Source organism: Acetobacter nitrogenifigens DSM 23921 = NBRC 105050, from assembly GCF_000429165.1.
Classification (GTDB): Bacteria; Pseudomonadota; Alphaproteobacteria; order Acetobacterales; family Acetobacteraceae; genus Acetobacter; species Acetobacter nitrogenifigens.
The window spans coordinates 1-25,379 of sequence record NZ_AUBI01000013.1 but is presented as its reverse complement, the minus strand read 5'-3'; the positions used below and the strand labels follow the sequence as shown (position 1 = coordinate 25,379).

General features: G+C 57.4%; 21 protein-coding genes and 4 pseudogenes. 11 read left to right on the top strand and 14 right to left on the bottom strand.

Translation table 11 applies throughout. The annotated features are described in order from the left end of the window. The first annotated feature begins 4 nt into the window (after window positions 1–4). Genes G442_RS0113945 through G442_RS26225 form a run of 3 tightly spaced genes read left to right on the top strand, consistent with a single transcriptional unit; the run spans window position 5 to window position 2,636 of the window. Window positions 5–703 (top strand): hypothetical protein, encoded by a 699-nt coding sequence (locus G442_RS0113945; RefSeq protein ID WP_026398488.1) that lies wholly within the window; start codon window positions 5–7, stop codon window positions 701–703. Continuing rightward, a complete protein-coding gene (locus tag G442_RS0113940) occupies window positions 703–1,656 on the top strand; it encodes an MlaD family protein (RefSeq protein WP_026398487.1) in 954 nt (317 codons plus the stop codon). Before G442_RS0113945 ends, G442_RS0113940 begins: the two co-directional genes overlap by 1 nt. After that, window positions 1,653–2,636, top strand: coding sequence for a hypothetical protein (locus G442_RS26225; RefSeq protein ID WP_051292334.1), 984 nt, complete (start codon window positions 1,653–1,655; stop codon window positions 2,634–2,636). The genes G442_RS0113940 and G442_RS26225 overlap by 4 nt, the downstream gene beginning before the upstream one ends. Before the next feature lie 221 nt (window positions 2,637–2,857). On the opposite strand, the gene G442_RS0113930 is transcribed toward G442_RS26225, so the two are convergent. The 5 genes from G442_RS0113930 to G442_RS0113910 form a co-directional block, all read right to left on the bottom strand. Beyond that, entirely contained in the window at window positions 2,858–4,213 is a 1,356-nt protein-coding gene (locus G442_RS0113930) for a TadE/TadG family type IV pilus assembly protein (protein WP_026398485.1), read from the bottom strand. A gap of 326 nt (window positions 4,214–4,539) precedes the next feature. Then, complete coding sequence (locus G442_RS0113925; protein WP_026398484.1) at window positions 4,540–6,039, bottom strand: SulP family inorganic anion transporter; 1,500 nt, start codon at window positions 6,037–6,039, stop codon at window positions 4,540–4,542. A 203-nt stretch (window positions 6,040–6,242) separates the two neighbouring features. Next, window positions 6,243–7,865, bottom strand: coding sequence for a tetratricopeptide repeat protein (locus G442_RS22405; RefSeq protein ID WP_051292333.1), 1,623 nt, complete (start codon window positions 7,863–7,865; stop codon window positions 6,243–6,245). Between the two features lie 18 nt (window positions 7,866–7,883). Further along, complete coding sequence (locus G442_RS0113915; RefSeq protein WP_026398483.1) at window positions 7,884–8,474, bottom strand: CarD family transcriptional regulator; 591 nt, start codon at window positions 8,472–8,474, stop codon at window positions 7,884–7,886. Between the two features lie 254 nt (window positions 8,475–8,728). Beyond that, the gene (locus G442_RS0113910; protein ID WP_026398482.1) at window positions 8,729–9,604 is read right to left on the bottom strand and encodes a bestrophin family protein; all 876 of its coding nucleotides are present in this window, start codon (window positions 9,602–9,604) and stop codon (window positions 8,729–8,731) included. A gap of 383 nt (window positions 9,605–9,987) precedes the next feature. Between G442_RS0113910 and fghA the strand changes: the two genes are divergently transcribed. Beyond that, window positions 9,988–10,836 (top strand): S-formylglutathione hydrolase, encoded by an 849-nt coding sequence (gene fghA, locus G442_RS0113905; protein WP_026398481.1) that lies wholly within the window; start codon window positions 9,988–9,990, stop codon window positions 10,834–10,836. Between the two features lie 334 nt (window positions 10,837–11,170). Here fghA and G442_RS24480 read toward each other — a convergent pair. Continuing rightward, window positions 11,171–12,239 (bottom strand): annotated as a pseudogene (locus G442_RS24480) (IS3 family transposase); the annotation flags it as partial. 85 nt (window positions 12,240–12,324) lie between these two features. Next, window positions 12,325–12,807: a hypothetical protein gene (locus G442_RS0113895; protein ID WP_026398480.1), complete on the bottom strand. Its 483-nt coding sequence runs from the start codon at window positions 12,805–12,807 to the stop codon at window positions 12,325–12,327. A 312-nt stretch (window positions 12,808–13,119) separates the two neighbouring features. Between G442_RS0113895 and G442_RS0113890 the strand changes: the two genes are divergently transcribed. From G442_RS0113890 to G442_RS24475, 5 genes are all read left to right on the top strand, one after another. Further along, window positions 13,120–13,710, top strand: a complete 591-nt coding sequence (locus tag G442_RS0113890) for a cupin (RefSeq protein WP_026398479.1) — start codon at window positions 13,120–13,122, stop codon at window positions 13,708–13,710. Continuing rightward, window positions 13,710–14,426, top strand: a complete 717-nt coding sequence (locus G442_RS0113885; RefSeq protein ID WP_026398478.1) for an NADPH-dependent F420 reductase — start codon at window positions 13,710–13,712, stop codon at window positions 14,424–14,426. Before G442_RS0113890 ends, G442_RS0113885 begins: the two co-directional genes overlap by 1 nt. Before the next feature lie 336 nt (window positions 14,427–14,762). Continuing rightward, window positions 14,763–15,023, top strand: a complete 261-nt coding sequence (locus G442_RS0113880) for a type II toxin-antitoxin system CcdA family antitoxin (protein WP_026398477.1) — start codon at window positions 14,763–14,765, stop codon at window positions 15,021–15,023. Window positions 15,024–15,026: 3 nt separating this feature from the next. After that, a complete protein-coding gene (locus G442_RS0113875) occupies window positions 15,027–15,338 on the top strand; it encodes a CcdB family protein (protein ID WP_026398476.1) in 312 nt (103 codons plus the stop codon). A 318-nt stretch (window positions 15,339–15,656) separates the two neighbouring features. Beyond that, window positions 15,657–15,902: a HigA family addiction module antitoxin gene (locus G442_RS24475; RefSeq protein ID WP_084440610.1), complete on the top strand. Its 246-nt coding sequence runs from the start codon at window positions 15,657–15,659 to the stop codon at window positions 15,900–15,902. Between the two features lie 293 nt (window positions 15,903–16,195). On the opposite strand, the pseudogene G442_RS26220 reads toward G442_RS24475, so the two are convergent. From G442_RS26220 to G442_RS26585, 7 genes and pseudogenes are all read right to left on the bottom strand, one after another. Next, window positions 16,196–16,840: pseudogene (locus G442_RS26220) on the bottom strand (IS6 family transposase). Between the two features lie 86 nt (window positions 16,841–16,926). Continuing rightward, a pseudogene (locus G442_RS0113855) lies at window positions 16,927–17,278 on the bottom strand (transposase); the annotation flags it as partial. A 52-nt stretch (window positions 17,279–17,330) separates the two neighbouring features. Then, on the bottom strand, window positions 17,331–18,728 hold the full coding sequence (locus G442_RS22390) for an arylsulfatase (RefSeq protein WP_051292332.1): 1,398 nt from the start codon (window positions 18,726–18,728) through the stop codon (window positions 17,331–17,333). A gap of 23 nt (window positions 18,729–18,751) precedes the next feature. Then, on the bottom strand, window positions 18,752–19,627 hold the full coding sequence (locus G442_RS22385) for a formylglycine-generating enzyme family protein (RefSeq protein ID WP_084440609.1): 876 nt from the start codon (window positions 19,625–19,627) through the stop codon (window positions 18,752–18,754). A 197-nt stretch (window positions 19,628–19,824) separates the two neighbouring features. Continuing rightward, complete coding sequence (locus tag G442_RS0113840) at window positions 19,825–22,065, bottom strand: TonB-dependent receptor (RefSeq protein WP_170230083.1); 2,241 nt, start codon at window positions 22,063–22,065, stop codon at window positions 19,825–19,827. 542 nt (window positions 22,066–22,607) lie between these two features. Continuing rightward, window positions 22,608–23,441 (bottom strand): FecR domain-containing protein, encoded by an 834-nt coding sequence (locus G442_RS0113835; protein ID WP_161628370.1) that lies wholly within the window; start codon window positions 23,439–23,441, stop codon window positions 22,608–22,610. A 14-nt stretch (window positions 23,442–23,455) separates the two neighbouring features. Then, window positions 23,456–23,977 carry a sigma-70 family RNA polymerase sigma factor gene (locus G442_RS26585; RefSeq protein WP_051292331.1) on the bottom strand — a complete coding sequence of 174 codons (522 nt, stop codon included), beginning with the start codon at window positions 23,975–23,977 and terminating at the stop codon, window positions 23,456–23,458. Window positions 23,978–24,374: 397 nt separating this feature from the next. On the opposite strand from G442_RS26585, the pseudogene G442_RS26580 reads away from it, so the two are divergent. Next, window positions 24,375–25,077, top strand: a pseudogene (locus G442_RS26580) (IS5 family transposase). Window positions 25,078–25,130: 53 nt separating this feature from the next. Beyond that, a partial coding sequence (locus G442_RS0113815; protein WP_154660384.1) for a transposase occupies window positions 25,131–25,379 on the top strand: 249 nt, incomplete at its 3' end.

Genomic DNA, 25,379 nt, shown 5'->3' with positions numbered 1-25,379 from the left:
CGCCATGAAACGGACGGTTGGCGCCGTGCTGGAGTTGTCCGGGGCGACCTTGTTGCAGGAAGGCGCGGCTTTGCCGCCGTTGCCGCTGACCATGAGGCTGATGCCGGGCGAGTGCATGGTCATTGAAACGCGCGATATGGGACGAGCCACCATGTTCGCTGATTTGTGTGCAGGAATGCTCGATCTTCGGGCCGGAACTGTGCGTTTTCTTGGTCTGGACTGGAGCGCGTTGGGTGACCGCCGTGCGAACGCCCTGCGTGGACGAATCGGGCGCATTACGCGTCGTCCAAACTGGAGCGGCTTGTTTGGCGCGCATATGCAGATGATGCTCAAGGAACTTCACCACACGAACCGTTCCATAGAGGACCTTACGGCAGAGGCCGTGCGGCTTGGGGAACGTTTCGGACTTCCGGGCATTCCAGTAGATGCGCCGGGAAGATTGTCCGACGCAGATCTGGCTCGCATGACCTGCGTCAGGGGGTTTCTTGGAAAACCAAGGTTGTTGCTGCTTGAAGATCCCCTTGAAACCACTGCGGTCGATCTGTCGACGCCATTCCTTGAATCGTTGACCGAGGCGCGTGACCGCGGCGCGTCGGTTATCTGGTTCGGCCGAACTTCATCGACGTGGCGTGAGTATCGTCGCGCGGTGACCTCCCAGTGGCGGCTTGCGGACGACGGATTGCTAACGGTACGGATACGCTGATGTTCCAGATCAGATTACGGCAGAACAGAAGCCGCCCTCTCATCCGTCTTCGTTATGCCGACGAATGGGTCGGGCTGCTCGTATTGATCAGCACCCTGCTGTTTGCGGGCGCAGTCGTCGAGGCGGGCGTGCTCAGTGACTGGCTTAGCCCGCCAGCCAGCCTGCGCGTCATTCTGCCGAATTCAGGCGTGGGCGGGCTTACGGTCGGCGGCGATGTGCAGATTCTCGGCGCGCACGCGGGAACGATCCGGGCCATCCGGTTGAATCCGTCGGGGGCGATGTATGCGATCGTGGATCTCGATCCTCAGGTCGAGCCCTTCATCCGCCGCGATAGCCAAGCTGTCATTCGAAAGCAGTTCGTGGTGGCCGGCGCCAGTTATCTGGATCTGACGCGCGGTTCGGGCGAGCCCATGAACTGGAATTACGCGGTCATCAACGCGACAACAGAGCCTAGCCCCACTGATATGATCACCCAGACCCTGAAAGACATTCAGGCGCAGGTCATGCCAGCCATCGCCAATGCTCGGCATATGACGGGCGAACTCGACGCCATCGTCACCGATATCCACGCGGGCAAGGGGAACGTCGGAGAGCTTCTTACGAATGACCAGCTGATCAGGCAGGCAGAATCGACGATCGTGTCCCTGAACGACGTCATCAACCGGTTGCGCCCGGAAGAAGAGCAGGTGAAGGCCATTCTTGCGAAATCCGACGCTTCAATGGCGAATGTGCAGTCGGCGACCAACGATCTTAAAAATGCTACGCCGCGTCTGCCTTCAATCGCCAGGAACGTCGATGAAAGTCTTGCCGATTTCCCTGCGTTGATGACCCAGGCCCAGATGTCGCTCTATAATCTTCAGAAACTGACGGAGCAGTTGCGCGGTTTGTGGCTTCTGGGTGGCCACACGACTTCCACGGAACACCGTCTGCCCGCTCGCACGGTGTCCCCATGAGGACGATTCACCCCCGCTCGCGGTTTGTCGGCGTCCCGATTGTGGCGGCTCTGTTTTTGACGTCGTCTCTATTGGGATGCGGCGGCGCACAGCCGGACGACACGGTGAAGCAGCAGAATGACGAATACGTTCAGGCTATGGATTCCGGCCAGAACGCCCTCGCTATCGAGCGTTATTCGGTGGCGGAGCAACAGTATCGGATGGCCACGCGGCTGGCCGTGCGCCATGACGATGCGGCTGCGATCGCAGATGCGTCTTTCAATCTGGCTGTCACGCAGCTTGCGGCAGGTGAGCCTGAGAACGCCCTTGCTACTGTGCGCGAAGCGCGCGAGGCGTTGTCTTTGCGCGCTTCATCTGACGTCGTGACGCCGGAGCGCGGGACCAAAGGGAAAGCAGGCGTTACCCGCCCGGACACAGGAGGTCTGAACCTTGTGAGCGCTGCGGCGCTTTACCGGCTTGGACGATATGATGAGGCTGCGCGCAGCGCGGCGCAGGCTCGTACGAGTTCTATTCATGACGTGGCGCTTCGCGCTGCTTTTCTCGGCGGCCTGATTGCCTCGGATCGAGGCGATATCAGGACGCTCGCCGCCAGTATTCAGACGCTTGCGAGCGCACCCCGCCCGCATACGGCGGTTCTAAAAGGGGATCTCGCGGAACTTCGCGCCCGCGCGTCGCTTTCCTCGTCGCCATCAGAAGCCATGTCTCTGGCTGCTGAGTCCGTTGCATCGCGCCAGAGTACTGGCGAGTATCGCGCTATGGCGCGCGCTTTGGTGGTCGAAGCCCATGCCGCTCGCGCGGCAGGTCATAACGATGTGGCGGCGTCTCTGCTGGCGCGTGCGGCTCAAAGCGTAGCGGCGCGCTCGGATGGCGCCCAGGCTCCGGACGCTCTCGCGTTGCAACTTTCGCAGGAAGCGGCGATACCTTTTGCGCTTGAGCCGTTCGACGCGAAGAAGATGACAGATGACATTACCCCCCCTTAAAATCGGCAATTGGATTTTGACTTCGTCTGGGACGAGGGTAAGCGGTGCGATAAGGCGGCTGTGTTTGGTCGCGCTGGTCGCAGTGGCTCTTCTCCCCGCGGCATGTTCTGACGAGCAGGAACACACGACGCTACATCCTAAACATCATCACGGGCAGCGTGCGCCGACCTGGTATAAACCGCCTCCGATCTGACGCTTCATGATCGGGGCGGCCGCCATCTCTACTTTGAAAGATGCAGGCCGACCGCAGCCGCAATTGCTACGAAGCTTGAACTTACTGCGCTTTGGATCGCGGGGCCGTCCGACGCCTCGAAATACTGGTCGGGAGAGGACGCGCAAGCCTGCATTGTCGGGCCGAGATTCGCACTGATCGGCGCCACCAGCGTTGAGTATTGTGAATCTGTTGGAATCGGATAGTAATGCGCCCATATAGAAAAAATATTGATTCCGGAATTTTTCAAAGCGTCGCATTGGCTGGAGTAAGCGACGTCCAGCGACCGCCCGTAATCGACATAAGGGCCGGGGAGGTCCTCAGCCCCGTCTGACAAAAAGACCAGAAATGTTCGCATCTTCGTCGGAGATGAGCCGTCGCCGACATTCGTGATTGATGACAAAGCTGAGCTGAGAGCTTTCTGGGTGTACGTGTAGCCATAGTTGTACGTCGCCCATGGCAATACCGTCTCGATGTCGATGTTCTCGGCGGCGGTCAGCGCTGACGAAAGGTTCGTCGTCGGAGCCAGCGCCTGCGTAAAGTTCGTGCCGAATGTATCTATGGCGACGGTAAAATGTGTGGTGTCGTTTCCGGTGTACTCATCCAACTGAGTGATGAAGTCTTCGACAGCCTGACTAACATAATCGATTTTCAGGGAAATTCCCGCGGCCTTTGCAATTGCGCGTTTGTCGCACACGCTTGCGCTGTTGGATGAGCCCCCATGATGGCGATTGCCGCCTCCTGACGACGCTACGCAGTTGGTGGTGACGGATGAGTAAGAATTGGGGTCATGACAGGCGAACGCGCATTGTATCTGCTTGTTCGATTGCAATGCGGCGATCGCGGTCGAGGTGCCGCCGATCCCCATCGAGTTCGAGACATCGATGAGAAACACGACCTGATAGTAGGAACTGCCGAGAGCGACCGTAGCGGTTGATGTCACAGTCACCGGCGTCGAGCTGATTCCGAAGATCGAGCCGAACAACAATGACTGGTTGTAGGTCAGGGTTATTGTCACCGTTACAACATTCGCGGCGCTCACTGTTGTCGAGATGCTCAGGTCCGGGGAAGATATCAGGCCTGACGTCAAATAATTGCCGCTGATAAAAGATTGCGCAGCAGATGAGGCTGCCGCCTGTGCGTCGGATGTCCTGCCGGAGGAAGATTCCGCAGCTGCTACAGAAAGATTTCCGCTCTTCGCCGCAGCAAGGGCGGCAGCATCGCTGATCGATTGCAGCGACGTCTGTGCGCCACGCACGCGTGAAATATCAATCGCGGCGCCCATCGCCGTTATCACAGGCAATGCGCAGAACGCGGTGAGTATGACGACATTGCCGCCGCGCGCCCGCGCCAGGCTGAGCAGCATCTCACACACGCATTTCCGGAGGCGATGCAACCCGTTAGGCAGTTGACGATTTCGGCGCTTGGACATGAACCCTGACTTCGTTGCCGCAGTTTGGGCTGGCCGATCGGTAGTTGCTGAGCCGACGGATGCCGGGTCGACATAGAACGGTCAGAAAGGGCTCACGAATGGTGGGTCGACGCAGTGTGCTTGCGCCCGAATGTCGCGAAACCTTCGGAACTAGCCGTAGGCCCCGAAGGTAAAAAAAGGGTGATGGAAGAGCGCGACGTGCGGACATCCACCGATGCGCCCCGCCATGCCTCCCCGAAGAAAGGGGAGAGGGGTCAAAATCAGGCTATTGTGGCGTCGACATCCCCGTGGCGCCGCAGCAGCGCTTCGCTGGCCTCGTTCAGGCCAAGCAATGTCACGCCGTGCCCCCGAGCGCGAAGTTTCTCCACGATGGTCTCCACTGAACCAACAGATGTGATGTCCCAAAGATGGGCGCCCCGAAGGTCGATAACGACATCTCGAGGCGGAGCGGGGGCAGCGCCGGATGGTTCGGCAGAATCGTCGTAATCGATCGATTCCTCCAGAAGCTCTGCTGATGCGAAGAAAATTTCGCCGCGCACGACGTATTTCCGCGCGCCAGAGACGGGATCGAGCGTCCTTTCCACGCGAAGCATGGATGAGACGTTGGAAGCGAAGAATACGCCGCTCAGCAAAACGCCTACGGCGACGCCCGCAGCAAGGTCGCTGGTTGCGACCACGACTGCAACGGTGCTGAGCATCACCGTGCTCGCCAGTTTCGGATGCGCGACCAATTCACGCAACGACGCCCATGAGAACGTGCTGATCGACACCATGATCATGATGGCGACAAGAGCCGCGACCGGTATGCGAGCGATGAACGGACGAAGCGCGACGATCAGGACGAGCAGAAAAACCCCGGCCATCAATGTTGAGAGGCGTCCCCGTCCGCCGTAACGAACATTGCCTACTGTCTGACCGATCATCCCGCATCCGCCGATTCCGCCGAACGCTCCGGCTGCAAAGTTGGCCAGCCCAAGTCCGACGCTCTCGCGGCGCTTGTTCGACGTCGTTCCCGTCATGTCGTCGACGACTCGCGCGGTCATCAGGCTTTCGAGCAACCCGACCATCGCCATAGCGAACGCGTAAGGGGCCACGACGCCCAGCGTCTGCAAAGTCAGGGGGAGGTGAGGGAAGCCCGGCGTCGGTAGGCCGTCCGGAAGGCGGCCAAGGTCCGCCACAGTCTCCACCGGCATCGGATACATCGTGACGATCACGGTAAGAACCACGATGCAGATGAGCGGGGAGGGTATGGCCGTAAATGCCTTGGGCACGAGATAAATAATCGCGAGACCCAGCGCGATCAGCGCGTATGTCTGCCACGATACGCCGATCATATGCGGTGTCTGGGCGTAGAAGATCAGGATAGCCAGGGCGTTTACGAATCCCGTGCGAACTGAACGCGCCACGAAGCGCATCAGGACATGGACCCGCAGCAAGCCGAAGGCCACCTGGATTGCGCCGCACAACAGCGTCGCCGCGAAGAGGTATTGCACTCCGTGCGTATGCACCAGTCCGGCCGCGACCAGCGCGACCGACCCTGCAGCGGCGGAGATCATGGCGGGACGTCCGCCAGCGAACGCGATGACCACGCTGATGACGAAGGAGGCGTAAAGGCCGACCGAAGGGTCGACGCCTGCGGCCGACGCAAATGCGATCACTTCCGGGATCAGTGCGAACGTCGCGACCATTCCGGCCAGACATTCGCGTACAGGAGACACAGTCGAACCGCGCCAGCCGCTCATGAGCGACGCCAGAGCCATGACAAAATTCCTTTAGAACCTTGTTCGCTCAGGGGCGCCTGAGCGAATAAAAAACCATGAAAAACAATGAAATGAACCTGCGGCCAGCCGGCTGCGTCCATGGATGTCGCCTGTAACGACAGAGTAGTCGATGATGGCCCTCGTTTTCATGTCGCGCGGGGCGAAGGCGATCAGCGGAGCCGATGTCCAGCCTCCGGCCTCTCTTACGCAGACTGACGCTCTGCGACCATCTTCCGCAACGCGACGCCCACCCGTTCGACCACCGGAGACCAGTCGCCCAGACGATCCTGCCTTATGATCGTCAAATCTGGATACCAGACACTGTCCTCCCGTCCAGACAACCATCGCCAACAATTGTCGAAACGGTCCATCAGCAACACGCGACGTCCCAATGCGCCCGCCAGATGAACGACGGAGGTGTCCACAGACACCAGTACGTCGAGCCCCATCATCAGCGCCGCCGTGTCGTCCATGTCATGCAGTTCGTCAGTCGGATCATATAGCCGCATGCCTTCCGGCGGATCGAACGCCTCCCTGGCGTAAGGGCCTTTCTGCAGACTGATGAGATTGACGCCCTCTACGGCAGCCAGCGGGGCCATCGCCGCCAGCGAGGCTGATCGTTTCCGGTCCACCATATGTGCGGGGGTATGATGTGGGCGCGGCGATCCGCCCCACACCAGACCGACATTCAGCTTGCCGTTACGCGGGAGCAGGCGGCTTTTCTCGGCCACCTTGGTCGGATCGGCGCTCAGATACGGGACCGGATCGCCCATGGCGTCAGGCGTTCCCACCAGCGCGCGCGGCAGGCTTATGAACGGGCAGTGCCAGTCGAATGGGGGAACGTCGCCCCCGACCTGCACTATGGCGACTCCTTCCACACGCCGACACACATGCTCCAGAGAATCTGGTACCCATAAGTGCGTGATCGCGCCACGACGGGCGAGGGCAGGGATGAAGCGCAGATACATCAGCGTATCGCCCAGCCCTTCCTCCTGCGTGATCAGGATGCGCTTCCCCCGAATATCCACGTCTGGTCCGATTGGCGGGAGAAGCTTGTCTTGCGGGAGGCTGGTATGATTCGGCAGCTTGAGGCGCCACTCGTGCTCGGACCATCCTTGCGCGAAACGCCCGGCCTTGAGCAGCGCCACGGAATGGTTGAGCCGTATCTGTGCGTCAGTCGGCTTTTCGGCGATGGCCGACCGATACAGGTCCAGCGCTTCCTCCGGCCTGTTGAGAGCGGAAAGCAGGCACGCGAGATTGGAGAGCGCGCTGGCGTTATTCGGCGTAAGTTTGAGCACGGACTGGAACATCGCCAGCGCCGTTTCGGTCTCTCCGCGCTCCGCACGGGCGATCGCCATCAGGTTGAGCGTCAGCGGATTATATGGGCGGAGGCGCAGGCCATGTTCGAGAACGCCGATGGCGTCGTCAAAACGCCCCATCTGACATAGCACGTCGCCCAGCGCGTCGTGAATGCGTGCATCTTCGGGCGTCAAGGCGAGCATGGCGCGCACGGCCCGTTCTGCGTCCGGCCGCATGTCGAAGCGTGCGAAAAGTTCTACAACGTCATGGGCGGGATGCTTGGCGCCGACATTGGCCAAAGCCGCGTTGACAAGCAGTGGCGCGGCAAGATCGAATTGTCGACTTCCGGCGTATGCGAACCCGAGCAGCAGATCGACGCGGTGGTCGCCCTGCCCTGAATAGGGCAGGAGGGCGTCACGCGTCGCTTCGAAGCGACCCTCCTGAACTTCGGCGTAGGCCCGACGCACGATAGCGTCGACGACGCTGGGCCCCAAATGCTCGGGAGAGGGCGGAGAAGACCGCGTCATGACGCGCCGATTGCTCCGTCAGGCCGCCTTCATGACCGCCGTCAAAGACTGCAGCACGTCGGCCGGCTCTTTCTTCTCCAGCACAGCGACCTCCGCGACGAAGCGCTCTTGCGCAGCTTCGAAAAGCTTGCGTTCGCTGAAGCTGCCGTCGAGGCTGTCGACATTGCGGCGAAGATCACGAAGAACCTCTGCGATCTGGACGAGATCGCCCGAGTTGATCTTCTCCTGATATGCGACCGCGCGGCGCGCCCACATGCCTTTGCTGACGTGCGGCTTGCCCTTGATGATCGCCATCGCCTTGTCGACAATCTCGCGCGAAACGATCTTCCGCAGGCCAGCTTTCCGAGCCTTCGTCAGAGGGATGCGGAGCGTCATCTGGTTGCCCGGGAAGGAAATCTGGATCACCTCCAGTTGCGTTCCCGCGATCTCATCCACGCCGATGCGATCGACGCGCCCTACGCCGTGCGCCGCATAGACAATCGAATCGCCCTCTTTGAAAGGGTCTTCGTCCTTGACTTTGGTTTTCGCTTGAGCAGCTGTGGTGGCGGCCGCCGTACGCGCCATGGCGTCCGTAACCCCGCCTTTGGGGGGAGATCTGAATGTGTTCATGGGACTTGTCCCTAGCACAAAAACACGCTCATGTCTTGGGTGGCCTGCTGACCGGATACCGGGCTTCCCGTCCTCCCTGTACGTCGGCAGTTCCGCAGCGAGTTCAGTAACAGCTGAAAACCCCTTTCTTTCGGCCCTGTGGGCGCCGTGGCGGACAAAGGTTAGTCGTCCGCCTTTGCTGACGTAAACTTTGGAGAAGGCGTCCCTCTTGAAACTCCGAAGCGTCCGCAGGGCGATGCGATTCCCGCTTGGGCTCAGCGCAGTACTCCGCCTGCGGGGGCGAGGGGTGGCTTCGGAGTTTCCTTTATGGACTGCAGCAGGTCGATCTCGATCGTTCGGGCCATGGCTTCCATCGGAAGGGCATGCACGGAATCGATGAAAGGATCTTCAAGATCCGCTCCGATCTTGTCCAGCACGACGAATAGCAGGCCCACAAGCGACGAGCCGAGAGGGGTGATCCAGCCCAGCGTTTGTACCGTTGACAGGGGCAGGACGATGCAGAACACGTTCGCCAACACTTTTGGAACCGCCGAAAACTGGACGGGCAGGGGTGTGTTGCGTATCCGCTCCAGCCCTCCCTGTGCATTGGCGAGGTCAGACAGAATGCGATCAATCTGGCCGTGCAGAGCCCCGTCGATGCCCAGCTTCGTGGATTCCTCGGTCACGCCGAGGCCGATCTGGAAGAGGATACCATTGGGCTGATTGCGCCAGCCTTTTATTCGTTCCGCCATGTCCTGAGGCAGCAGTCGGTTCACGTCCTCGGAAGCGTCGACGCTGCCCAGAGCTTGCCGCAAGGCATGTGGGTAGGCCGCCATCGCCATGACGAGGTCCGCACGCCCGCCCAGAATAGTGCCCGCCTGGCGTCCGAGCGAACGGCTATTGTTGGTGATGGAGCCCCATAATGCTCGCCCTTCCCACCATCTTGCGTAGGCGCTGTTGTTGCGAACGCCCATAAACAGGGCGATCGCCGATCCGATCAGAGAGATCGGAAGGGCTGGCTGCTCCATCCACTCCTGATGAAAAACCTGAAACAGGATGACTACGAGAAAGTCCCACGCGCCAAGCACTAGAAGCGTCCACATGCTTTCGCGTAGCAGCACGCTTAAACCGATACGTTTATTGACGATCATTCCGCTGTCCGTCCTCCTGTGGGCGATTGCATCAACGCCCTAACGTATTCAAGTGTCGTCTGGTCGTGCGCGTGTTGACAGAATTTCACGAAATCAGGCCTGCGCGCACTCTCGTCTCTACGGGGCGACGGATGAGGTCAAGCTTCCAAGCCGCTGCCCGGTCAAGGCGTTCGCACAGGCTGGCGTCCTTCGCAATGCCGCCTTTCGCGTCTCTGGCGTCAGGCCATAGTTTGTCATTCGTGGGTCACGCTAAACATTGGCTCCTAACGTTTGGCGTTCTCGCCTGGAAACTGGATGTTCCTCACGGCGCTCGGATAATTGAGCATGCCATCGCTCGGTTTCCTGCGTAGTATGTTGAATCGATCAGAGAGGGAGATCTGACTATGGCGCTCACAACCCACTCCGAGCATATTTGCGCAGGCGGGCGTGTCGGATTTTACAGCCATCAGTCGGACCAGTTGGGGCTGGTAGCGCGCTTCGGCGCCTTTATTCCGTCTCGGGCGCAAAGCGGTCAGCGCGTTCCTGCGCTCTACGTGTTGGCTGGACTGACATGCAATCATGAAACTTTTCTTACTAAATCAGGAATAATCCGATTCGCTGCAGAGCGTGGTTTCGCAGTCATCGCTCCCGACACTTCGCCTCGGGGCGCTGGTGTCGCAGGGGAGGGAGACAGTTGGGACCTTGGGCTGGCAGCCGGTTTTTACCTTGACGCGACGCAGACGCCCTGGCGGGCGCATTATCGCATGGGGAGTTATCTGAGCCGGGAACTGCCTGAACTTACATCCACCGTCATGCCCATAGACGGCGAACGACTGGGCTTGATGGGGCATTCCATGGGTGGACACGGTGCGCTTGTGCACGCGCTTCGGGCGCCCGGACTCTGGAAGTCGGTTTCTGCTTTCGCGCCGATCGTTCATCCTGCCGCCGTTCCCTGGGGAGAAAAAGCGTTCACGGCTTATCTCGGCGCCAACCGCTCAGGCTGGGCCGATCACGATGCTACGTTGCTCATTGCATCAGGCCATCGTCACCCACATACGATCCTGATCGATCAGGGTGTAGCCGACCAGTTTCTCGACACTCAATTACGTCCGCAAGAGATCGAGAAAGCCGCCCAATTGGCGGGTCAGCCAATGAGCGTGCGTCTTCACGAGGGCTATGACCACTCGTACTGGTTCATACAGTCTTTCATCGAAGATCACGTGACGCACCACGCCGCGATCCTGACCGCGTAAGCTCGGTAGTCAGAATCCGGTGTCGCGCACGTCTTTTAGTTGGTAATAGTCTAAATTATTCGACGCGTGAATGTTAGCGCCGAATTAAAATGTCCTCTTTGGGCCGAATAGAAATGTCCTCCCTGCCGGTTTTGGCGTTAGTGTGGCATCGCCATGGGTGTGCGGTTTGGGAGGCCGGACATGGGACTGGTGCTGATGAATGATCGAGATCTGCGCCGGGTTGGCGCGCTGGCCGAGGTGCTGTGCGGATCCCGCACGACAGGCGGCTGATCTTCTGGGGATCACGACGCGCCAGATGCGTCGCCTTCTGGAACGCCTGCGTGATCGCGGCGCCGGCGGCTTTAGCCTCGAAAGCGAGAGGGTTGATGTTGCCGAGAAATGAAAGACGCCGTGTGGGCCATGTCTGTCGCCAGAGCAACCTGGTCTTCAGACTTTTGAAGAAGGTCTCCACGGCGGCATTGTCAAAGCAGTTTCCCTTGCCGGACATGGTTGGCATCATCCAGCATTCCGTCAGTTTTTTCTGGAAATCGTGTGAGCAATATTGGCTGCCGCGATCAGAGTGGAAAATACAGCCACGCGACGGATCGCGCAGTCGCACCGCCATATCGAGCGCCCGGATAGCGAGATCCTTTTTCATCCGGTCGCTTGCCGCCCAGCCAATGACGCATCGACTTAACAGGTCGATGACCACGGCGAGGTAGAGTCATCCTTCGGTGGTCCATATATAGCTGACATCGCCTGCCCATTCTCGGTTGGGTGCGTGGGCCAGGAAGTCGCCGTCCAGAACATTGGCAGCAACACCACGGGAATGACGGCTGTCAGTTGTGACCGTGTGGCGACTGGTGCGCATTCGGCGAATCCCGTTGAGTTTCATCAGCCGCCCCACACGACATTCGCCGACATCGAGCCCCGCCTCCGTGAGTTCCATGGTGATCCGAGGACGACCATAGGTGGAGTTGCTCAGGACAAAATGCTCCCGGATGTGCGCCAGAACCTTCAAATCGGTGCGCTGGCGTTGGCAAACGGGCCTGGAAATCCACGCGATAACCACGTGTCGATACACGCACACACGACACAGGCTCGCGATCGACTAACGGCTGCGATGCTCACGGACGAGGGCGAACCTCATGCCTTTTGGCTCGCGAAAAACTGCGCGGCTTTTTTAAGATTTCCCTCTTCTCCCGCAGAACGCGGTTCTCTAGGCGTAGGCGCTCGTTCTCCCGCACAAGACGGCCTGCGGCTAAGGCGCTGACAGATAAGAGGCCCGTTACTGCGAAACCCAGTGTCCCAATGTTGATTTGCCAATCCCCAACTCTGCCGCCACGCGGGTCCGTGACGAACCGCTGCTCAAGTGCAATCCTTACCGCTTCACGGCGAAATTCTTCTGTGTGCGTCACCGCCATGGTCTCGCATATCCACCGATGCGAACTTAAAACGCCCAGTCAACCGGCACAAAACCGTAGCAAGTCCACACTCGGCTGGGTCTGGTCAGCTGCCGCCATTTTGGTCTGCTTCACCTGCGACTCCTCCCCCGGGAGTGGCGGCAACTTTGCCAGCGTCGCCTGCCGTGTCATTCCTCTTTGAGAGGTTCGTGCTGGTGCCGATTGTTATTTCAGCGCTCTGCTTGCCGAGGTTGGCGTCATCCGATGCAGCATGGTCCATTGTTTCTGAAACAGATTTTTGAAATTCGGCCTGCGCCTGGTTTTTTTCGATTGCTCCAGAATCCAACTTCTTTGCGATTGCGTTTCTTGACGATTTTATAGACGTAATCACGGATTGATCGTAACCCGCTTTCGTCGCCATAATAGTATCGGCATTATTGAGACATTTTGCATGTGAATAGTAGTTTTCGGGAGTGTTTTTTTGAATTCTGTCGCACTCCTTGTATGCTTTGTTATGTTCATTAACGGCGGCCTGCTCAGTACATGCCGGAAGAGAGATTATGGCGGCGACCAGAAAAATATTCTTCACACTGAACTCCGTTTAAACCGACATGAAACATTCCATTGTATGATCAGGAGGTCAAATACGCATCCGACCACGCCTGAGAAAACGATTGCTACATATCGCAAACTGGCAGCAGTCTCGATGAATTCCTTGTGTTAACGTGCTGTTTCGGTGGGGTATGCTCATTGCGCTTATAAGATGCACGCCAGCAATTCGGGATCATGAGTCGGAGCGTGCAGGCTGACGGCGCTCTGACCTGGATAAGCCATGGCGAGGTGTGTTGAATTCGTTCGGAAAACGACTAACACTGCGTGGATCAAGCAAGGAGCATGAGCCATGGAGCGACGCGCCTTCAATTCGGTTCTGGCTGGGCTGGGGCTCTCCCTTGGCGGCGGGCATGTCAGACCGACCGCCGGGGCGACACCGGCGAACGTGGAGAGCTTTATTCTGCGCGCGAATGATTGGGTGCCGAACAATCCGGCATTGCCGGTCATCATGTATCGTAACGCCATGTCGGTGGGTGGGGAGGATCCTGCGGCCGCATTTGAGGTCTTGTTTCAGGCTAACGGATGGCCGCCCCGGTGGCGAAATGGCGTTTATTCTTTTCACCACTATCATACACTAGGACATGAGGTTTTGGGATTTTCCGGAGGATCGGCAAGACTTATTCTTGGCGGCCCCGGGGCGCGTGAGGTGCAAGTACAGGCAGGAGATATCGTTGTTCTGCCCGCTGGCGTCGGGCACATGAATCTTGGTTCTGATGCGGCCTTCGAAGTTGTCGGCGCCTACCCTCCGGGTCAGGAATTCGACATTGTCAGGAGAGCGCCTGACAATGACCAGCGAACCCGTTTGGCGAGTTTGCCTTTTCCTTCGTCGGACCCCGTGCAGGGGGTGGACGGTGCGCTCAGCAGATTATGGAAATACTAATGAAAGCCCTAAAACGCCGTACCGCGCTCGGCATGATATCTGCCGCAGCCATTCTTGCTTTCGCATATCGAGGGCACGCAGAACCGCCTCGCCTAAAGATTGGCATGATCGGGGCAGGGCAGGTGGGTACGACGCTTGCGCGCCTGTGGATCGGGTCTGGATATCCGGTAATGCTTTCGGCCCGCTCGCTGGACGAGGCGAAGCTTGCGGCTGTGCAACTCGGCCCCCTCGCGTCTGCTGGCACGCCGGAGCAGGCGGCGAAGTTTGGCGACGTCGTTGTGCTGGCTGTGCCGTATCGTGCTATCCCCGCGCTTGGTCAGAAATTGGGTGCGCTGGTGAAGGGTAAAACTTTACTCGATCCAAGCAATTTCTATTCCTTTCGGGATGGAGCGATCGCTGAGACTGCCGCCCGCGATGGCGCCGGCCCAACGACTCAGCGGTATTTTCCTGGCGCACATGTCGTGCGCGGGTTCAACTCGATTGATATGAGCGCCCTCGGCGCCGAGGCGCATCGTGCGGAGCCCAGGCTCGCCATTCCGGTCGCAGGGGATGATCCTGCAGCTGTAGACAATGTCTCGGGGCTTGTGCGGGCCGCGGGATTTGATCCGGTCGTCACGGGCGACCTCGCCAGTTCGGTCCTGTTTCAGCCCGGCGGCCCTGCCTTTGAAGTGAAGAAGGACGTTGCTGGCTTGAAAGCGGCGTTGTCTCAGCCATAGATGTCGTGCGGCAGGGGGGTGTCACAGCTCTATCCCCGCAAGGTTCTCGACCCGGGCGATGTGCATGCAAATGAAACCTGTTTAAAGGCTTTTAGCGGAATTTGACGCGTCGCGGTTACGGCTTTGGGGGTAATCGGAAGGTCGGTTATCGGAGAGAGATGACCAAAACCAGTCCCGCGCAGCGTTCCTGCTTATTGTGGCTACCGCCTCTCAAACTGGACAGTCTCGCCTCCTGTTCGGTGTCTGAAGAGCGGAAGCTAACCGGGCGCTGTCATGGCAGATAAAAATTTGCGCACAGCGGTCTATGCGCATACTATGCGCATAAGGAGAACGTCGATGACTTCATCTTACGCTACATATGACACCAATGCTCCGCGACGCCCGATCAATCTGTCGCTCAACTCGGACCTGATTGCTCAGGTCCGCAGCCTGACGCCTAACGTCTCAGGAACCGTCGAGGAATTATTGGCTTCTTATGTCCAGAGCGCTCGCTCGCAGCGCGACGAAGCAGCGAGGCAGCTCAATAGTGTACTGGACGCCGTTAATGCCCTACACAGCGTGCATGGCTTCCTCAGTGATGAGTTTTCGACGCTGTAACTCATGCCGCAATTCGCCATCTACCCTAATCCCGGCCGCAATCGCGACATTCTGTTCGTGGTTCAGGTGCAGAGCAGCCGTCTTGACCGCAGTGTGGGACGAGTTGTCATTCCCCTTGTCCGACTGACGCCGGGCGCCCCGCCAGATCACGCTCTGACCCCACATATGACTGTGGAAGGGAAGGCGGTTTTCGCCAACCCGTTCGACCTTGCGACGGTGCCGGCGAACCGACTGGGTCCGTTGCTGGGCTTCGTAATCGAATCCGAGCGGGATGCACTACTGCACGCGATCGACGAACTTGTCAGCCGGGCCTGACAGTTCCGGTATGGCTCTTCGTTTCGGTCATACGGCATTACCGAACCGCGTTTCGTAAAGCAGATGGTGTGGATGGCTCCTGCTCACGGCATCTGAATGTCAAAGTGTGAGAAACGGATTCTGCGTCGGCCGGATGCACTTGATGCGTCAACAAGTGCATAAGACATGAACCTGCCCGGGTTCGATTTTCATGCTCTCAGGGGATATACACCGGTCCGTTATACCGTTCATGTAAACGGGCCCTGGTGCATTACCTTCGAGTTCTCAGGCGGCGACGCCTATGTTCTTGACTTTGAACAACACCATTAAGAGGTAAGCATGGCTCGCATCGTTAGTCGCTGCCCGACGCATCCAGGCGCATTGCTGCGCGAAGACGTTATTCCCGCCACAGAGCGGAGCAAAGCCGAGATTGCACGGTTGCTCGGGATTTCCCGGCAGCATCTTTATGACATTCTCGCCGAGCGCAAGCCGGTCAGCCCTGAAGTCGGGGTGCGTTTGGGCAAACTCTTCGGGAATGGGCCTGGTCTCTGGATCCGGATGCAGGCCGCATATGATGAGTGGTAGGCCGCGCGCGCCGTCGACGTGTCGAACATCCCCACACTGCATGCAGCGGCGTCATCCCATCATGGTGCGCTGTAATTGCACTCAAGACGTGTTCTTTGAGATAGAAGATGACAATTGCTGCGATATGGGTTGCTGACATGAATGTATGGGCGCAGCGGTCATATCTTGCGGTTATCTGCCATCAGTCTTTCTGCTGTGCAAATATGTTTTCGATTCTTCTTGGGACGAATATACGTTGTGAGGTGCTGTCACGTTAACTGGCGAGTGGTATTGGAAGGCGTTTGAGTGATTTTTCAGGCGGGGAGAGCGATCGCGCCATTCCATTGAGCAAACGCGCTGAGAAGGTGCAGATGTCGGGCTATGGCGTTGTTGATTGAGGCTGGTGGAACGAAGGCGTTACGCACGGCGGAGAAGACTGCGACGAAGCGCAGACAGCCTCGCACCGTTGCATGGCGCGATCGCGCTTTCGCAAGGGCAGATGCGAATTCTCCGCCATGTTGCTCAGGCTTTGTGAGATCTGTGTTCCACATAGGGCACGGCCTGACGCTTTGCTGTTCCGTATGATTTCAGTTTGTCGGTAATCATGCGTTCTGGTCCGGCGCCCTGCTTCCTGAGAAGCCGTGTCAGCAGCCGCCTCGCCGTTTTCGTGTTGCGTCGTCTTTGCGGGATTTCATCAAGAACGTAGCCGTCCTGATCGACAGCACGCCACAGCCAGTGCGGCTGGCCGCCGATCACGATACGGACTTCGTCAGGATGCCAGATATCCCCGTGTTTGGCGGGTTTGCGGCGCAACGACCGGGCAAATACGCACCGAATTTCCTCCTCCCACGGCAGATCGTCTCATACGACACGACAATCCCGCGCTCGAGAAGCATCTCTTCGATCAGACGAAAGCTCAGCGGAAACCGGAAATACAGCCACACTGTATGCGCAATCAACTCACGTGGAAAACGATGCGTTTATAGCTTGCTGCAGTCGTGCTCATGCCGCCCGCTTACCATGCCTGCGTTTATGTGACATCACCGTTCGTGATCGTGTCGGCAGAGCCCGTATATTGCCGCCCCACACCGCAGGACGCCTGACCCTTCTTCAGAAAACCGGTCTTATCGATGACCAGCACGCCATCATCAGTGCCCGCCCCCCAGAAGCGCCTGCTGCCGCCATGGACCAAGATCTCCTGCGACTTCCGCTCGCGTCCAGCCCGTCTTGCGTGGTTCATAGCCAATCAGAACGTCCAGGCAGGCACACGCAGAGGCCGCAACACGCTTCTGCGTAAACAACGGCGTGATCCGCTCCCTGGCGGACCGAAGCCCGGACGCCCACAAACCCAGCGTCTCTTCAACTGACGCGCCGCCACTCATCATATCCTGAATCATAGTTGCCGAAAGATTCAGAACTCAACACAAAAAGCAACTGTAGTGCTAACTGCTAAATATAATTTGGCGATGCCACACGGCACTCTTTAAAGTAACGTACAAAACTCTCAACAATGGCCGAGTTTTCTGCCGACACATCCTTGATTTCCGACGGATCCTCAAGAAGATCGAAAAGTTGGATTTTTCCTCCCCCGACAGGTTTCACGGCTTTCCAGCGCCCATGTCGCGCAGCTTGCCAAAAAGATGGTTCATATGTTTCCCAATAGAGATAGCGGGATGCGATTCTCCCACGAGCGAGAAGAACTGGAGAGATATCCGCTCCATCCATATCCGGATACAAACGACCGTCGCCCGCAAGTGCGACTGCGGTCGGCAGGAAATCAGGGTGGTAAACCGGCTCATCGCTGACTGAACCAGCCCGAATGTGCCCCGGCCATGAAACTATCAAGGGCACCCGAATTCCCCCTTCGTAAAGGTCGCGCTTGTATCCCCGGAGAGATCCATGCGAATCAAAAAATTCCACCACTTCAGTTTGTTCCGCAGTAGGTTCCGACCGAGGACCGTGGTCGGAGGACACAAAAATCACGGTATCTTTTTCAAGACCAGCCTCCCGAACCGTCTGCACCACGGCGCCGACGCCGGCATCGAGAAACTCAATCATTGCTGCATAATTTTTTTCATACTCGCCCCACGGATGTCCTGCGTAGGATCCGGTCGTGGGGGTGATATGCGGACTGTGCGGGGCGTTGTAAGCTAAGGTCAGAAAGAAAGGCGATTTTTGATTCTTGCGTATGAAATCACAAGCCTGATCGGTACATATGTCTGTTTCATAGACAGCTTGTTTCCCGTTGGCGTTCTCTGGAATGTTCCCCAGTTTTTCTCCGGAATACCACTGCGTTGGAAAGTAACCCTGAGTTGTTTCCGTTTGGGTCAACCAGCCATGAAACTCCTGAAAACCGTGCCGTGTGGGGATTGCGTTGGGGTCGTATCCGTCAAGATGCCATTTACCGACCAATCCGGTCATATATCCTGCTTCGGCCATAGCAGTCGCCACCGTTTTTTCACCGGGAGCAAGGCCGATGCGTCTAACAGACTCTTTTCCGCGTTTTCCGATAATCCCGCCCTGTAGAGCAAAATTATCGCGAATTGTTGAGTGACCCATGTTCTTGCCTGTCATAAGAGCGCAGCGCGACGGTGAACAAATCGGGGCGCCGCCGTAAGCGCTGTTGAAGAGCATGCCGTTGGCGGCCAGCGCGTCGATATTGGGAGTGCGGATCTTCTTTTGACCATAGCAACCGAGGTCGTAAACACCGAGATCATCAGCAATGATATAGATTATATTTGGACGTCGCCGCGGCTGAGGACCGGCGTGCGCAATGGATGGAAGCGCCGCCGCCATCGTCGCTTGCGCGGTGGTGGATAAAAGTGCGCGTCGGGTAAGCGTCGTCATTGAGTTTCCAGTCATTGTTTTCATCAAATTTCGTGCGCATTCGCAACATCGGCAGCACAGCGAAAGCCAAGATGGCATAAAGAGCTATCGGGCCCAGTGCGTGTCCTTGCGGCGACACGGTAGCGATTGCAGTAGGAAGCGTGGCACAGATAAGAACCGCCGCGAATGACGTGATCGATCCCGTCATTCGGCCCTTGCGGGTTTTTTCGCGTCGCATCGGTTGCAGCCATATGCCAGTTTGTGCTCCAGAAATCTGAACACCACTCCCACACATTCCCGGTCATGTTGAACAGCCCGTAGCCGTTAGGCTCAAACGCGTCCACAGGCGCGGTTCCCGCATAGCCATCCTTGGCTACATCTGCATCCGGAAAAATTCCCTGCCAGGTATTGCTTCGATGGTGTCCATTAGGCGTCAATTCGTCGCCCCACGGGTATACGGCGCCACTTAATCCACCCCGGGCGGCGACCTCCCATTCACTCTCTGTGGGCAGGCGCTTTCCTTTCCAGACTGCATAAGCCTGCGCATCGTTCCAGGAAACATGCACGACGGGCTGTCGCTCCCGCCCGGTGATGTGCGACCCTCTTCCCTCTGGTCGTCTCCAGAAGGCGCTGCGAACTGCGCGCCACCAGGGTGCGCCGGGCAACCTTGCCGACAATACGTCGCGACGGGCGGAAGGTCGCACGTCGGTGTGAAACACAAACGACCAGCCAAGGCGCTCTGCTTCGGTTTTGTAACCGGTGGCGGCCACGAAGACAGCGAAGTCCTGGTTGGTCACGCAGAAGCGATCCATGAGGAAGGCGTTTATCTCAATCTGTCTGACTGGTCCCTCTCCGTCCGCAATGTGCGCCTGCGAGCCTTCGTATCCGATCTCGTAAAGGCCTCCCGGAATGAAGGCCATGTCGGATGGATCGAAAGCGGTAACTCGGCGCGACGTTCCTTCTTGGGAGGGGCGACCGCAGTTGACACCATTGGGACGGGCTACCGGCCTACCAGTAACTGATGGTGGCGGCGTCGGCGTAATCTGGTCCCGGGTAGGGGAGCAGCACGGCTTCACCGGTTTCTCTATTTGGCTTTCAGGCATGAACAATGGCGCTTTCACAAACGCAGGCGGACAGTGCCACCAAATGCGAGCGGCATACCCACCTGAGCCGTAAGGGGTGAACCTCCAGCCAGTAGTGTGAAGTACTTTTTATCCGTGGCGTTATGAATCCAGCCAGAGACGTCCCATTTTCGGTCTTCGCTACGAAGTCCGAAGGTCAGATTCAACAGTGCGTAACCATTAATCCGGCTGTAGATTGAATCATTGGTGGCGGCGAAGAACGAGGATTGCATTGTGTATGTCGCGCCGCCGTAAGCCATGAGGTTGACGCCTCCGACATGTCCGACAGCATGCTGATAATCAAAACCAAGAACTCCGACCCATTTTGGAACGAGAGCCAGGCGAGAGCCTGTAAAATTACAAGATTTATTATACGAGTTCTCTATCGCGCAGGGGGCGCTTGCGAATGAATTATAATATGCGTCGTCGTAAGTGGCGGATGCGAACATGGAGAGATTCGAAGTCGGGTTGTAGCGCAGATCCGCCTCGAAGCCTCGCGTAATAGCAGATTTGGCGTTGGCGAGGTATGTCAGCGCGAGACCCGCGTTGTTATACTGGACTATCGACGTCTGGTAATTGTGATCCACCATCCAGAACGCATCTGCATTGAAAGTGATTTTTCCGTTCAGGAAAGTGCTCTTATACCCAATCTCATAGTTGTCTAGATATTCCGATTTGACAGTCGCGGGAACATTGGACGCAAGCCCGATCAGGAGCACGCCTCCGGATTTTTCTCCCCTCGAATAAGTGCCATAGACCAATTGGGTGGGAGTGACGTGATAACTGACCGTCATCTGGCCAGAGACCAGCCCATTGTCGTGCTTCAATGCCTGATACGGGTCGGCAGCAAGCTGTGCGGCGCGCTGTTGTAGCACGGTTGCTTTTTGCGAGGCATTCAGACCCGTGACATTTCCTCCGCCATTCAGATACTGGAGGAAGCTTCCGTTTTTTGTCTCATATGTGTACCGAAAGCCTCCCGTTATATCCAGACGAGGCGACGCGTGCCATGTCGCGTTGGCGTAAGCGGAGTACGCGTTCGTAGTTGGCTTTTCATTGGAGAGGACGCTTAGCCCGTTCAATGCCCTGTCCGTCAGGGCGATGGATTCCGGAGTTGCCGACGCAGACGCGCTGTAGGCCGCGTACTGCGAACCATACGTTTTGCGCGAATGGTCTTTGACTTCCTGCCACAAATAGAACAGGCCCCCGCTATACTCGAACCGGCGATGAGATGGCGACGTGATCCGAAATTCTTGCGTGAATTGCCGTTGGTAATTTTGGGCCTGATTGGCTGCGTAAATGTCTATACCCGTCGAATCCGAATCCAGGCTTGGATAGAAATTCCATATCGATCCGGCAGAGATGGATGACAAGGTATAGCCGTGCAAATTGTAGTCAGCATGCATGCTCAGGTTCGCGTCCTCTGACCGGATCATTTGCTGACTGTTGATATCGGTCCCCAACCCATAAGGGTTAGCCGTGGGAATCTTGTAACCTACGCGCTGAGCCGCCTGAATGTAGGTGCTGGAGATCGGGTTTCCGTTGCCGTAGCGGGTGACTGTGCCGTTGTAAAGTCCTACGCCCATACTGTTGGAGTTATGGTTATATCCGCCGACAATACGAATTTGGAGATTGCCGTCATCGTCGGGACGAAGGAGAAGTTGCCCTCTCACGCCACGATCCAGATACCCATAAATTGTGTTGTTAGTGTAAATGTTTTTAACGTACCCACCGAGAGCAGACTGGAAATAATCCACGCTGAACGCGGCTTTTTCAGAGTGTCCTAAAGCCTGGGAGTAATCGGCCTTGATCATATATTCGCCGTAATTTCCCGCCTGCGCTTCCAGCTCCGCTCTGCGTCGAAATGAGGGGAGTCGCGTTTCGATCTGGATTGCTCCCGACGTCGTATCGATGCCGCCCAGCGTGCCTTGCGGTCCCTTAAGAACGGTCACGCTTTCCAACTCTGGAATGTCAAAAAGCGCGGTACCCGGCCGCGCCTGATATATGCCGTCGATGTAGACGGCCGCGCCGTTTTCGAGGCCATCTGTGCCCGTCGAAGCGGCTCCGAGGCCCCTGATGTTAATGGTTGTATTACGCAGGTTCGCCGACTGAAATTGTACACTTGGCTGAAGCCGTATAGCTTCCTGCAGGTTCGTGATCTGGTTAAGCTCAATCTGCTGCTTGTCGACTGTTGTAGAGGCGACAGGCTTGTTCTGCAGGTGAATGCGTGTGGAGCGCATTCCGCGGGCCTCTATGTGCTCGACGTTCTCGGCCTTGCGCACGGCTGCGGAAGATTGTGGCGCCGCTGGCTCGGGGCCTGGGTTGGGCGCGGTTTTGGCAGTCGTAGCCTCCCGCCCGATCGCCAGACTTCCGTCGGCTTGTGTTCTGGGCGAGAGATTCGTTCCCGCCAGTGCTGCGTTCACCGCCTGCAATGGGGTCAGGAATCCTCGGATTGGACCGGCCTTAAGGCCCGCTGTGAGCGTCGGTGAGAAGCCTATATGCGAGTGACTCTGCGCCGAAATGCGGATCAGTGTTTCGGCTAGAGGCGCCGAAGGCAAAGCAAAATGATAAGCCCTCGGTGTTTCCGCCAGCGCGTGCCGCCCGGCTACCCCTGCTATCATCAGCGATGCGACGACCCGATTCCATCGCCTGATTTTTGTCATATCTTTCCGCACTCTCGGTCACGTTTAGGTTGTTTCAACCATAGAGAGTGGTGAGATAAAAAAACTGACACCAAAAAGAGAAAAAAATAAATATACTAATTTATATCGTGTTTATGTGATCAGGATATCGCTGTGAGGAGAACGGTCCTGAACGGCAGGTGACTAATCTGGATTGGGAAGTCGGCGCCGAGCTGTCCCAGGGTGCGGTCGACCTGCAGAAGCGAAAACACGCCTGCAGCGGGTATGTCCGCCGCCCTCGGCGACATCACGATGTGTCCATCCCAGTAGGGACGCAGGCCAACTACAATATCGCGAAGCGTGCCGCTTTCGACGACAAGGTCCCCTCCGGTCCACGCTCTCACATCGTCCCACAGCGACGTAGTCCTGAGCATGCCCGACGGGCACATTGCGACCGTGCAACCCGCTGGGATAGGCACCAATTGCCCCTTCTGACCGTGTACCGCGACCGGAGTGTCCGCAGCTGAAACAGCGAGCGAGTGAGACGACGCGCTCGCCTGAAAAGGCGCTGAAATCGTCTCGACCGCGCCCATTCGTGTTTCCACACGAATAGCAGCGGACAGTCGTGATTCGCCAGGTTCAAACAGAACGGTCCCATGCCTGAGGCGGACAAGAGAGACGCCTTGCTCGTGACGGATGTCGACAGCCGTTCTCGGCGCCAGGGTAATCCGTGACGACGCGGCGAGCTCAATCCGACTGATTTGTGCGGTCGCCGTATGAACGTCTGCCCCCATGCCCGGCAAGTCGATGTCATTGTCTCTGGCGACATATACTCCGCCGCCTGCGAGCGCGGCTGCTGTCGCCGTCCTCATCAGAAAGCTGCGACGGTTGATACGCCGCTCGTATGCTTTTCCGACTTTGGCCGCGCCCAGTTGTCGCCGCATTTCGGCTAATGTGCGATCTAGAGCATCTGGGGACGGTATATTGTCGGGCATTGGGGGCAGTCCTTCTATGCGTCGCTCAAATTTGCACGGCATTTCTGTTCTGATATAGCAATATATTTTCGGACCATGCTGATCGAAACCCCTAGGTGCTTCGCGATTTCTGCATGTGTTTTTCCATCCATACGATGCATTACGAAGGCCAATCTCGCTCGTGGTGCCAGTGTAGCAAGCGCGGCGTCGATTGCGCGGACTTCCTGAAGATGGCTGACGACCACTTCAGGTGAAGCGCTGGATGTTTCGGGTACGCGGGATAAAGCCTCGAGATAGGTTTGTTCCAACATACCTCGCCCTCGGAGCTCCCCGATCAGGCGCCTCGCGACAACAAGAAGGTAGGCCCGCGGAGACAGGAGAGTGTCAACGTTCCGGCTGCGCGCGACCCGCGCAAAGACCTCCGACGCAGCATCTTCGCCACGTTCGGCGCTTCCGAGCTTGCGTCCAAGGTAACGTGCGAGCCACGGGAAATTTTGTCTGAAAAGGGCCGCCAGTTCGCGTGACCCTTCCACGCTTCGGAACGCTCCTTCAGTCATAACGGATAGCCGTCACGGCAGCCGCGACGTGCATACGCGCACGCACCCTGTGTGTAGGTAGTGGGGCTCATACATTTATGCACTTAATATAGTAGTTTAATTTTTATCATACGATATCATTATACAGTATATTAATATAACGACAAATATGTGTTTTTTAAAATCTCTGGAGCGTCGTCGGTGAGCTGTGCAGACGCGCATTCGCCCTCCCTCACATTAGACGGCATTTCGCGGCAGACACGCCGCGAAGTTCACCTTATGGACCCGAGTCTCCTGTGTTGCTATGTGGGGTGAAGCCGTACGGCGTGCCGTCAGTTGATCGCTGAGCGTGTGTCGTGAGAGTTGTGCTTTCTGGCTGGCCGTTCTGATTGTTTCTCCGGTTTCAGGGGAGCAACAGATGCGGCGATATGGCTTGCGCAATGACCGGTGGGAACAGATAAAAGACGTTCTTCCCCGTCGTGAAGACCATGTTGGCGGAACAACTGCGGATAATCGTCTGTTCGTAGAGGCCGTGTTGTATCGCTACCGTGGCGTGATCTTCTTTTGCGCTTCGGCAACAGGAAGAATGTCCACCGGCGCGTGCGTCGCTGGTGCGAAAGTGGTGTTATCGAGAGGATATTTCGTCATCTGGCGGCGGATCACGACAATGAACACATGATGATCGACTGTACGATTGTCCAGGCGCATCAGGCCATCGAACGATCCCGGAGCGGTCTGACCACAACATCCATGTCACCTGCGATGCGCTTGGGGACCCGGTGGACCTCGATATCACACAGGGTCAGGACGCCGACATCACTCAGGCCGAGCCGCTTCTGGAAAAAGTCGAGCTTAATGCCTTTCTCGCCGACAAGATTTACCACGCAGGCAGTCCGATAGACCATTTGACACAACGTCGAAGTACACCGGTCATCCTGCCCAAAAGAAACGGGACGGTGCAACGGGAAACAGACTTTGCTCTTTACAGGGAGCGAAACGTGATCGAAGAATTCTTTAATAAACTCGAGCAGTTCCACGCTATCGCAACCCGCTACGACAAACTGAAATCAACTTTCCTCGCAGCCGTGCAGTTCACTTCAGTGATCATCCTCCTTAACTAGGGCCTGTTAGGTCTTGAAAGACGGAGCGCACTGCATAGCTCTTTGTCATGAGCATGATACAGTCTGTATTTTCCGATGATGCATGGTCGATCTGGGAACCTCTGATCGAGACGGTTCGTCCGAAAGGCAAAACCCCGCCTCGCGATCTGCGACGGACCATGTCAGCGATTTTCTGGCGCCATCAGAACGGCGCGAAATGGCGCTCCATTCCTGCTGAACTCGGCCCCTGGTGGACGGCAGCCCAACTCTTCATCCGCTGGGCAAAGCTCGGCGTCTGGCAGGCTCTGTTTGAACAGGCGAAG

Excerpts from the sequence above, each read along its gene's own strand:
- G442_RS0113940 (WP_026398487.1), top strand. The coding sequence starts at position 703 with ATGTTCCAGATCAGATTACGGCAGAACAGAAGCCGCCCTCTCATCCGT.
- G442_RS0113835 (WP_161628370.1), bottom strand. The coding sequence starts at position 23,441 with ATGCCCGACAATATACCGTCCCCAGATGCTCTAGATCGCACATTAGCC.
- G442_RS0113910 (WP_026398482.1), bottom strand. The coding sequence starts at position 9,604 with ATGATCGTCAATAAACGTATCGGTTTAAGCGTGCTGCTACGCGAAAGC.
- G442_RS24475 (WP_084440610.1), top strand. The coding sequence starts at position 15,657 with ATGGCTCGCATCGTTAGTCGCTGCCCGACGCATCCAGGCGCATTGCTG.
- G442_RS0113945 (WP_026398488.1), top strand. The coding sequence starts at position 5 with ATGAAACGGACGGTTGGCGCCGTGCTGGAGTTGTCCGGGGCGACCTTG.
- G442_RS22385 (WP_084440609.1), bottom strand. The coding sequence starts at position 19,627 with ATGGCCTTCATTCCGGGAGGCCTTTACGAGATCGGATACGAAGGCTCG.
- G442_RS0113880 (WP_026398477.1), top strand. The coding sequence starts at position 14,763 with ATGACTTCATCTTACGCTACATATGACACCAATGCTCCGCGACGCCCG.
- G442_RS22405 (WP_051292333.1), bottom strand. The coding sequence starts at position 7,865 with ATGACGCGGTCTTCTCCGCCCTCTCCCGAGCATTTGGGGCCCAGCGTC.
- G442_RS0113925 (WP_026398484.1), bottom strand. The coding sequence starts at position 6,039 with ATGGCTCTGGCGTCGCTCATGAGCGGCTGGCGCGGTTCGACTGTGTCT.
- G442_RS0113875 (WP_026398476.1), top strand. The coding sequence starts at position 15,027 with ATGCCGCAATTCGCCATCTACCCTAATCCCGGCCGCAATCGCGACATT.
- G442_RS22390 (WP_051292332.1), bottom strand. The coding sequence starts at position 18,728 with ATGACGACGCTTACCCGACGCGCACTTTTATCCACCACCGCGCAAGCG.
- G442_RS0113930 (WP_026398485.1), bottom strand. The coding sequence starts at position 4,213 with ATGCTGCTCAGCCTGGCGCGGGCGCGCGGCGGCAATGTCGTCATACTC.
- G442_RS0113890 (WP_026398479.1), top strand. The coding sequence starts at position 13,120 with ATGGAGCGACGCGCCTTCAATTCGGTTCTGGCTGGGCTGGGGCTCTCC.
- fghA (WP_026398481.1), top strand. The coding sequence starts at position 9,988 with ATGGCGCTCACAACCCACTCCGAGCATATTTGCGCAGGCGGGCGTGTC.
- G442_RS26225 (WP_051292334.1), top strand. The coding sequence starts at position 1,653 with ATGAGGACGATTCACCCCCGCTCGCGGTTTGTCGGCGTCCCGATTGTG.
- G442_RS0113840 (WP_170230083.1), bottom strand. The coding sequence starts at position 22,065 with ATGCGCTCCACACGCATTCACCTGCAGAACAAGCCTGTCGCCTCTACA.
- G442_RS26585 (WP_051292331.1), bottom strand. The coding sequence starts at position 23,977 with ATGACTGAAGGAGCGTTCCGAAGCGTGGAAGGGTCACGCGAACTGGCG.
- G442_RS0113885 (WP_026398478.1), top strand. The coding sequence starts at position 13,710 with ATGAAAGCCCTAAAACGCCGTACCGCGCTCGGCATGATATCTGCCGCA.
- G442_RS0113915 (WP_026398483.1), bottom strand. The coding sequence starts at position 8,474 with ATGAACACATTCAGATCTCCCCCCAAAGGCGGGGTTACGGACGCCATG.